The following is a 9,465-nucleotide window of genomic DNA, read 5'->3' on the forward strand; positions in this document are numbered from 1 at the left end:
GGGTCCGTCAACGCCGTTTCAAAGGCCGCCGTATCACTCAGCTCTGATTCCGGGTACTAGCTCAGTGACTATCTCCGCAAACCTGTGAGGGAAATGGCGCGATGACTGTGCGCGAGCAGCTCTTTGCCCTGTTGCGCAACCTCCGGTGGATGATTGTTCTGTCGGTAGCCATCTCAATATTGCTCTACCTGCCAGATCAGATTCAAGAGCTCTACAGGATAGCTGCTGATGACATTGGTTGGGTGACCGTCAGGGAGTTTGTCGCCCTCGGCGTGATTGCGATAACAATTTGGGTGGGTGCCTTTCAGCTTACCACTGCGTCCCTTCCGGAAATCCCTCACGCTAAGGGCCGCTTGGCCTTCTATATAAGAGTTGCACCCATTGTGCTCGGAGCGCTGCCGCTAATCGCCGCGACGGCAAGTCAATTCGCCTCGCGGCCGGCGCGAAAGGTCGGTGAGGTCGAGGAAGTCGGAAGTATCTTCCGCATTCAGGACCAAGCGCTCGCATTTGAGCGGAACATGCTGCTCATCCTCGCAATTGCCATGCTGATCATGCTCGTCTGTTTCGTGATGTTTGCTTGGCGGATGGGATCAAGAGATCGATCGATTGATCTCGCGAGTCGGGCCAACAACGCCTATTTCATCCGCTACAGGTTCCTCGCGCTTACGATCTGCGGGATCGTCCTGTTGACAACGGGATTCATTCTGCTGCCGGACAGGCTTGCACAATTTGTCGGGTCGTTCGGCGTGATTGCTCTCTTTGCGGCTTGCGTCGTAGGTCTCACCATCCACTTTGCCCTAATGACGATCAAGTTTACGTTTCCATTTATACCGGTAGTCTTTGGCGGCTTGTTTCTGCTTGCCTCCTTGTTGGGAGGTGACGATCACGAGCTGCGCACCGTCGCTGATGCAAACAGCCAGCCGGATACGCGCATGTCTGCTGTCGCGGCATTCCGTGAGTGGCTTTTACAGAAGCCGCGGATGGAGGAAGCGAAGAGGCTCGGCGAATATCCCGTCTTTATCGTGGCGGCTCAAGGAGGAGGTATCTACGCCGCCAATAGTGCGGCGCGGTTTCTTGCGAGGATGCAGGATCTCTGTCCGGCATTTCGGCAACATCTGTTTGCAATAAGCGCTGTCTCCGGGGGCAGCGTCGGTTCGGCAATCTTCGCCGCTGCGCTCCACGCCGATGGTGCGTCCCTTGATTCGAATGCTGCAGACGCAAAGACATGCCCGAAAATCGCGGATTTTCTGGCTGGTGTCGGACGAGTCGAAGATATTGATGCCCCTGGCCCGGTAGAACAGCGCGTTGCAGGCGTTTTGGCGACCGATTTTCTCTCGCCTTTGGTTGCTGGTTTTCTGTTCACCGACTTCACTCAGATGTTTTCTCCGGTCGCGATCCCCGTCTTCGATCGCGCGCGTTTTCTGGAATACTCTTTGGAGAGCGCTGGTGACAGAATGCTCGATAGACACAAGGGTACCGGCGATCAATCCAATTTGCTAAGGGCCGACTTTCAGTCCCACTGGGCACCGGGAAACAGCATGCCGGCACTGTTGTTCAACACGACAGATGCCGGCAGCGGCAAACGGGCTGTCATCTCTCCCTTCGATATCGATCCGTTACACCCGACGGACAAGGACCTGTGTATTCTCGCGGCGCTTGATCGTGCGGGAACTGGGGCCGACCAAACTGTCAAGAGCCACTCACTTCGTATTCCGCTCAGCACAGCCGCTTTCACGAGCGCGCGATTTCCGTGGGTGACGCCGGCAGCGACCGTCTCGCTGAAAAATGACTGCATAACCGCCAATCCGCAGGCGCGCCTGGTGGATGGCGGATATGTGGAGAATTCCGGGATCGAGACGGCGCTCGATCTGATTGAGAAGCTTAATAGTATCAAGGGCACCTCCGACGCGCCAAAATTCCGGATCTATCTGTTGTCCCTGGTGAGCGGGCAATTCGGAGATCATGGTTCATTCATGTTCGGTGAGCTCATGGAGCCGGTACGAGCGCTTTTGAGCACACGAACCTCCAGAACGTATGTAGCGCTCAATCATGCAACCAGCATCGATCGTCGGCCGGACACCGATGTCACGCCAAGCGTGCAGCGCTTTCCAACATTCGGCCGAACGGACATAACAGGCTTATTTTATAGTCTTCCGCTCGGCTGGACGTTGTCCCAGAAGACCGAGGATATCATCTCGCTGAGCAGTGGCCGCTTTTGGGACTGCGTGCCGAAGGACGACTTCGATCAGTCTCGCGAGAGGCAGAGCAACGCTGATTGCCTGCAAGTGAAGTTGTTTCATCTTCTGAATGGATCAGTTGCATCCGCATTTGAAACGCTCAAAGACGCCAAACTCGCCCAGGCTGCCTACGCAGATGAGCTAGACAAGGAATATCGACCAACTCCAAAGATCAAGCCGCAGCCATTGCTTGCTTGTTATGAGAGCAAGTGGCTGCAAGAGCGCGGCTATCAGAAATACCAGGATAAATTGGCTGCTTACGAGCGTCAGCTGACTGAATCGATTAAGGACCATTCGCCGGCTCCTCCACCCGTTCTGCCATATCGCAAGAGCTACATGGCTTATTTTCAGGCCGAGCAGGTCAAGGCCTTGCTGCAGGAATGGGATCGCGTCGAGGAAACGGATCCTCGTATCCTGGCCTATATTCTGGGATCAGTCTCCTACGATAGCGCCGACTTTACACGGAGCAGCGAGAATTTCTCGTACAGCGCGGTTTCTCAACTCCCGCGCAAATGGCGCGATCGCATCGACAAAAACAGCGCAAAGCTTGTGGCCGCAAATAAGCCGGCGGTCGACGTGAACTCGTTGCTCAATCATCCCAAGGAATTGGCCAACTTCGTTCTTGGTTACGACGGCAACCCGTTCGGAAACCAGCCCGGAACGGATGACGGTTGGCTGTTTCATCCGCGAGGAATGTATCAATTGGTCGGACGCGAGCAATATCAGGAAGCGCAGGCTCAAATGCAGCAGCTTGGCGAGCTGGAAGGACTTGATCTGCTAACGCTTCCCGACGCGCTAAGGGATGCGAAGATTGCAGCCAAGGTGACTTTCGCTCACTTTCGACTCCATCCTTACGAAAACAATCGGACACTGTTCGAGTTGCTGAAGGATCGCGCGAAGGACTGGACAGCCGTGCGCGCATTGCAGACAGACATGGAACATGCCCCGGCTGATGGCGAGCACGTCAAGGCAAGGAGTGAGATGTTTCTCGGCTGTATCGAGGACGTGTTGCATCCTACGAAACTCAAGACCTTGCAAAGCCAGTTCTACGGTGAGGAATGAGAAACTTGGTCGACCGTTCCACTTTGCCGTGGAGAGAACGTCGCGCCAAGATCTCCGCCTTCTACAGCTGATGTTTGAACTCTTAGTCTCACAGGGGGATTGCCGATGATGGCAAGGGGTGAAATGTACGGATCGATGTTTCGCCAACGGTTTGCAAGACTGTCCGCGGCGGCGTTGATGTTCGCCACAGCTTTGGGCGTGGGAACGGCTCCGGCGCAAACGGCCTCAAAGCCGCTTTCGGCCAACGATGTGTCCATCCTCTTTCCTCCACCGAAATCGGCGGGTGACTTGGCTAATCTGATCGCGGTATCCGATCTCGCCGGCCCTACTGGATCTCCGCAGCGACTGTTTTCCGACACAGACTTCGCGCGCTTTATCGCCAACGCCGAAAATCCCGAGCGTCGGGGAGTGCCGGACTCGGGTGTACGGCACATCCAGCTGCCGGATGCCGTGAAGAAGATCGACGCCTGGTTTGTCGCCGGCATTAGGATCGATCCGGGCGCGCCGGGATTGTCGCCGGACGTCATCGCCCAGTTTGGCCGGCAACCGCAAATCCGTCTCATCATTCAGCCGGTGACCAATGGACCGGACGGATTCAAGGTTCATGACACGGCCGGCCACCTTATCTTTAGCTTTAACCTCGACCCGGATCCACCTCTCGACGGTTGTGCGCCGTTCCCGCGATTCAAGCCGGACGATGAGACCTTCAAGGCGATCGTTCGTGACGTCGCGACCTTGCGCGATCAACTTGCAGCCGGACATTTTGGCAATGTCAAAATCTCGACTGCCGGGGATCTGAATGTGCATCCGGGCCTTATGGGGGCATCGGCAAAGGCGTTTCGTGATGCACTCAAGGCCTTACTTGAGAAGCATCTCTCAGCCCAGCGCCTCAACACGATGGCCGTCATGGGCATTTCGCCGCCAGAACCCTGGATTTTCGTCTCGATGTTGAGGATCCCGCAGGTTGGCTTGATACCCGTGCCTGGCCCGACGCTTGACGGCCTCCGAGCAGCGCAGATGTTCAGCATTATCGGCGAAAAACACATTGTCCCGCAGCCGGTTACCAACAATCAGAAGCCGATCACCTGTCGTCACGCGGCGCTGCAAAATCCGCCTTTAGCAGTCGGCGATCGCAAGGGTGTTTCGACCTCCGAGTTCATTGATGGCAACGCGCCCAACAGTCGCATACTCGAAATCGTCAATATCATTGCTGATCCGAAGAAAAGCCACTTCTTCAATACGGATTGCGTCAGCTGTCACACCGAGACGGCACAGCCAATCGCCAGGAAAATTCCAAATTTCGCAGTGCCGGGCGTAAACCGAGCGGTCTTGCCAAAGGAAAACTGGAATGTTCGCAATTTCGGTTGGTTTCCATCGTTCTTGAACGGCGGCCCGGCGGCGGCGACGATAACGCGGCGCGCGGCAGCCGAGACAGCTGACGTGGTCGCCTTCATCAATAGCCAATTGCTGAACAAGTAACAGACGCCGTCACCGTTACCGGCTGCCTGCCGGCCCGGATGAATGCATGAAAGAAATGAATGGAGTGGTTGCTATGGGGGGACGTTCTTTCGGCTCTCGACTTGATTCCTGGGTAAGGCGCTGGCCTCATGTCTTTCTTCTGTTATTCGCGACCGTGTTCCTCGTAGTCGTGTTCGCCGTCGTCGTTTATGTCGCGCCGGAGAAGATTCGCGATGCAGCTCTTAAAATCAAGAACGACGCAAATCTGGTCGCTCAACTGCTGCCTGCGACTCTGCCGGAGCCATCGAAAATCGAAAGCGCCTATTGGCTGCCGCAGAATTGGACCTCGCGCCAGCGTTACTGGTTTCACCACACATCGCAGGGGACGGCGACCATTCCCGTCCCCTTTCAATGGTTTTTGGCCCTGGAACGGCCGGAGCTGTCCATCTCTTACACGAGCTTGACCGACGAGGACTACTTGCGCCGCCTTGGCTTCATCCCGAGTCCTGGCTCAAAGGACTTCGCCGGTAACGCGCCCTCATACGGTTATCATGAAGATGCGTCGAATGGGGACGCTGCGAGCACCGGTTGGACTCCAAACGTGCCCGACAATCCAAATGGCTTGCCTGTCGGCTTTGCCATCCTCAAGGGCGGTGTCGACCCGACGACGGGAGCCTCGTATGAAGATCAGATCGGATTAACCTGCGCCGCTTGTCATACCGGGCATCTGGAGTACAAAAATGTCAGCCTTCGGTTCGACGGTGGGCCGGCAATGGTCAATCTCGGCGAGGTTGAAAGGGTCATCGGGCTGTCTATCGGCTACACGCTGATTTTGCCGTGGCGATTCGAGCGCTTCGCCAGCAGGCTGGAGCAGATCAAGGGGCAAAGCGTCGATCGAAAGCAGCTTCGAAGCGATCTGGAGCTTGCACTTCAAAAGATCAAGAAACAAAAGGAGGAGGGCGATAGCCTTTTGACGGGACAGGGAGTAGCGGATCTCGATGAAGGTTTCGGTCGACTTGATGCGCTGAACCGGATCGGGAACCAGGTTTTCTATAGCAACCTACTCGATCCCGTTACCGGCGAACTCCCGGATCCACTCCTTAAGGGCAACTTCGCGCGCCACGATGCGCCCGTGAGCTTTCCGCCCATCTGGGACACGCCGTATTTCCTTTGGGCGCAGTATGATGCCTCTGTTCTCAACGAACTTGTTCGCAATTCAGGCGAGGCGCTCGGTGTCAGCGCGAAAATCAATATGACGGCGCCCGCGCCCGGGCGGCCGCTTTTTGGCTCGTCAATACATCTATCGGACATCGCGCGGTTCGAAGAGCTTTTGCGCGGCACCGATCCCTTTTCGGCGGTCGATCCAAGCGGCAGAAAATTTACCGGGCTCGTAGCGCCCAGGTGGAAGGACGCGCAGGAAAAATTTCGGGGCGACCTGGCATGGGCCATTGACGAAAAACTCGTTGAAAAAGGCCGCGATCTCTATCGCGCGCGTTGCTTTGAATGCCACCGAGGCCCGGTCAACGATCCTGCCTTCGACAAAAGATGGCCGGAGGATTCGTTCTGGAAACCGGAGAACCCCGATCGCTCCGCCAAGAACGAGAAGAATTGGGTGGAGATAGGGGGCCGGCATTATTTCAATGTGGTCCAGATGCCGGTCACGGCGATCGGCACCGATCGTCAACAATCCGATGTCCTCACGACGCGCCGCGTTCACTTACCCGAGTCACTTGGATTAAATCCCGTCGATGACCTCAACAAAGCCTGGGGTTGCGGCCTTCCAGCGGACAAAGGGGCAGATCCTCTTTTCGTACTCGCGCTCATGGACGTGGTCGGCAAGACAATCGACCAATGGATCATTGCGAACGGCACTTCCGAAGAAGCCAAGCAGCAGATGTGGGGACCCAGGAAGAACTGTCAAAACCAACGAGTCCACGTTGGGGCTCGGGCGAACCGTAACGGAAAGAACGAAGATGTTCTTGCCCTTGAACCTCAATATCGGGCGCGCCCGTTGGATGGTGTTTGGGCGACAGCTCCGTATCTGCACAACGGGTCCGTGCCGACGCTGAGAGACATGCTGTTGCCGCAGAGGAAGCGGCCGACGTCTTTCTGCGTCGGCAGCCGCGAATTCGATCCAATCAATGTGGGCCTTGTTACGAAAACACAAGCGAGCGACGCCTGCGCGGCCGGCCTGACGAACTTCAATGTGTCGCTGCTGGGGAACAGCAATCGTGGACATTCGTTTGAGGGCAAGGAAACCGACTTAGCGAAGCTGCCGCCTGGCGTCATCGGACCAGAGTTGACCGACACCGAGCGGCGGGCGCTTGTCGAGTATCTCAAGACGCTGTGAGAGGTCCGTTGCCCGTAACGTGGAAAGTCAAAGCGAGGCCCTGAAAGCGGCGATCCTTTGCGCCGGCGCGGGCTGACGGCTGGGGCTGCCGCGAACCCTACAAATCTCCCAATCCCGCGACCGGCGAACCGCTCCACTACTGGATCAAGGATAATGTGGTGATCTGGGCTGGGGCCATGTCGAAGGTGCAAATACCTGCTGGGCGTGCTCATGATGATGCTCATGATGATGCATCCGTGCGGCTTGTTTCTCTGAGGTCGCGTGGCCTTGGTGGCGTCGGCTCAAGAGCCGCATATGGACATGGTGGAAGAGCCTTCTTGACGGGCTAGGCTTGCACTGAAACGTCCAACATTTGCGTCCAACGAGTCGTCCAACAAAATTTCGGAGTGGTGCATAAGGTATTCATATATATATCGTGTAATCATTGGGAGTGAGCCGCTTCGTCCGGCGTTAAATTCTCTACCGCGACCGTCGCGACGCGCGCCTGGGCGATCATGCGCATTAATCACCGCTTTGAACGTGTCAGGGCTGTTCCTTCAAGATCCTGGTAGAAGTCGTCGAGGAACCATCCGGCCTGGTGGTTGTCGACCAGCGGTAGAGTTAGCTTGGGTATGAAACGAGCACCGTCTTGGCGAAGCGTGCGGGCTCCCTTCCCCCAAGGGAGATCCTCGATCGCCTTTTGCACGACAGTCACGTGTTGACCATCCGCGGCGACAGCTATCGGCTCGGCGCCAAGCGAAAGAACGGACTCATCAAGCCGCCCGCCGGTGACGGGCCTCCGGTCGGCTCCGCCTCCCTCCGCCCGTCACCGGCGGAGCCAACCTTCAACCGAGATCATGAATCCGATGGTGGGGGCAGTTCTTCATGACGCAAAGGGTGCAGTTCCGGATGGCGTTTGACACCGACGTTCTTCCACACCGACTCTGAACCGTACAAACGCACGGCATCGGCTTTCTGAATTTCGACAATGCGTCCGCAGCGGCTGCAGGAGACCTCAGCGGTGCATTCCGATATCCGACAATTTGCGCGTCTGGATCGGCTTGCCAACCGGTGCAGTGTCGGCGCTTCGTCGTCGAAGATAACCCGCCAGTATTCTGGCGGCATCTCGTCGGCGGGACCGTAGGCGGGCGCCGCTGGGGGCGGCTGTCCGCCGACACCTGCGCGGGGCCATTTTTTCCATTTGCTCTCGGGCGGGCATTCGCCAGCTTGCGGGTCGATCGGTCGCCATATGGCATTAGAACACAACAAGAACAAAGAGTCGAGTTCGGGCCTAGTGGGAATGGAACCCTACATTTGCGGCCCCGAGATCGCGCCATGTTATGGCTTTCTGCAGGAACCCTAACTATAAATTGGAATCGGACGCCTAACTTTGGCTTTTTCATGAAGCGTAGCGATCTTAGCCACACCATCCGGGAGACCCTGAAACGATTGCCGCCGCCTTATGATTCCCACTACGGGATCGTCCCGCCGCCACCGCCCGGAGAGGAAGTATCGGTAGCCGGAGCGAAAGCCTTGGATGCCGCCCAAGCAGCCTTCGGCAAGGTCGATGCCATCGCCGCTCAGATGAAGGACCCCTATATCGTCAGCCGTGTGCTGGCCAGACGCGAGGCGGTGAGTTCGTCGTCGATCGAAGGTACCCAGAGCACCCTCTACGAACTGCTGTCCGTCGAGGAGACGGGGGACGACCGTGCCAGGGTTGAAGCGCGTCAGGTGAGAAACTACGCTGTGGCGCTCGATGGATTCATTCCGCTCGCGGCGAAAGACGGGTACGGCGTCTTCACGATGGACCTGATCAAGGATCTCCACCGCGCCGTGATGAAGGACGATCCGGACTACAAGGACGTTCCCGGCGACTTTCGCAGGCGCGTCGTTGGATCGGCGGAAGCAAGGACATCGCGTATTCGAGTTTGAACCCTCCGCCTCCCGCGGACGTTCACGACTGCCTCGCTCAAACCGTCGACTTTCTACGGAACGAGGGAATGCAGCAGATGACTCAAGGGGTCATCACGCGCATGGCGATTGCGCACACTCATTTCGAGGCGGTCCATCCCTTCAGCGATCGCAACGGCCGCGTCGGTCGTCTCCTTCTTCCGCTCATGATGGCCGCCGAGAAGCACGTCCCGTTGTACCTCTCTCCATATATCGAGAGCAAAAAGGATACGTACTATGCTTCGCTCAAGGACGCTCAACAGCGGCTGGACTGGCAGCCGATCATTACGTTCATGGCCGACGCCGTGACCGGCACGGTCGACGAACTGATCCGGACCAGTGAGGCGTTGTCCGAACTGTCCGATGTCTGCCCCGTGGGTCGGTCAAAATCCCCCGGGTATGGTCACTTGAAACTCCCCCACCTGATGA

Annotated in this window: 5 protein-coding genes and 1 pseudogene; all 6 read left to right on the plus strand. The window is 57.1% G+C overall.

Going from position 1 to position 9,465, the window contains the following annotated elements; genetic code table 11:
- Positions 1-101: 101 nt before the first annotated feature.
- Positions 102-3,299, plus strand: a complete 3,198-nt coding sequence (locus tag ACFFWD_RS15720) for a hypothetical protein (RefSeq protein ID WP_376966620.1) — start codon at positions 102-104, stop codon at positions 3,297-3,299.
- 105 nt (positions 3,300-3,404) lie between these two features.
- Complete coding sequence (locus tag ACFFWD_RS15725; RefSeq protein ID WP_376966622.1) at positions 3,405-4,778, plus strand: hypothetical protein; 1,374 nt, start codon at positions 3,405-3,407, stop codon at positions 4,776-4,778.
- A gap of 46 nt (positions 4,779-4,824) precedes the next feature.
- A complete protein-coding gene (locus ACFFWD_RS15730; RefSeq protein ID WP_376966623.1) occupies positions 4,825-7,107 on the plus strand; it encodes a di-heme-cytochrome C peroxidase in 2,283 nt (760 codons plus the stop codon).
- Between the two features lie 664 nt (positions 7,108-7,771).
- Positions 7,772-7,947, plus strand: a pseudogene (locus ACFFWD_RS15735) (ATP-binding protein); the annotation flags it as partial.
- A gap of 540 nt (positions 7,948-8,487) precedes the next feature.
- Positions 8,488-9,018: a Fic/DOC family N-terminal domain-containing protein gene (locus ACFFWD_RS15740; protein WP_376966625.1), complete on the plus strand. Its 531-nt coding sequence runs from the start codon at positions 8,488-8,490 to the stop codon at positions 9,016-9,018.
- Positions 9,015-9,465: Fic family protein (locus ACFFWD_RS15745; RefSeq protein ID WP_376966627.1), on the plus strand; the 451-nt coding region annotated here is incomplete at its 3' end. The genes ACFFWD_RS15740 and ACFFWD_RS15745, both read left to right, overlap by 4 nt.

Origin of the sequence: Bradyrhizobium erythrophlei, from assembly GCF_042430365.1 — a bacterium.
Lineage (GTDB): Bacteria > Pseudomonadota > Alphaproteobacteria > Rhizobiales > Xanthobacteraceae > Bradyrhizobium > Bradyrhizobium erythrophlei.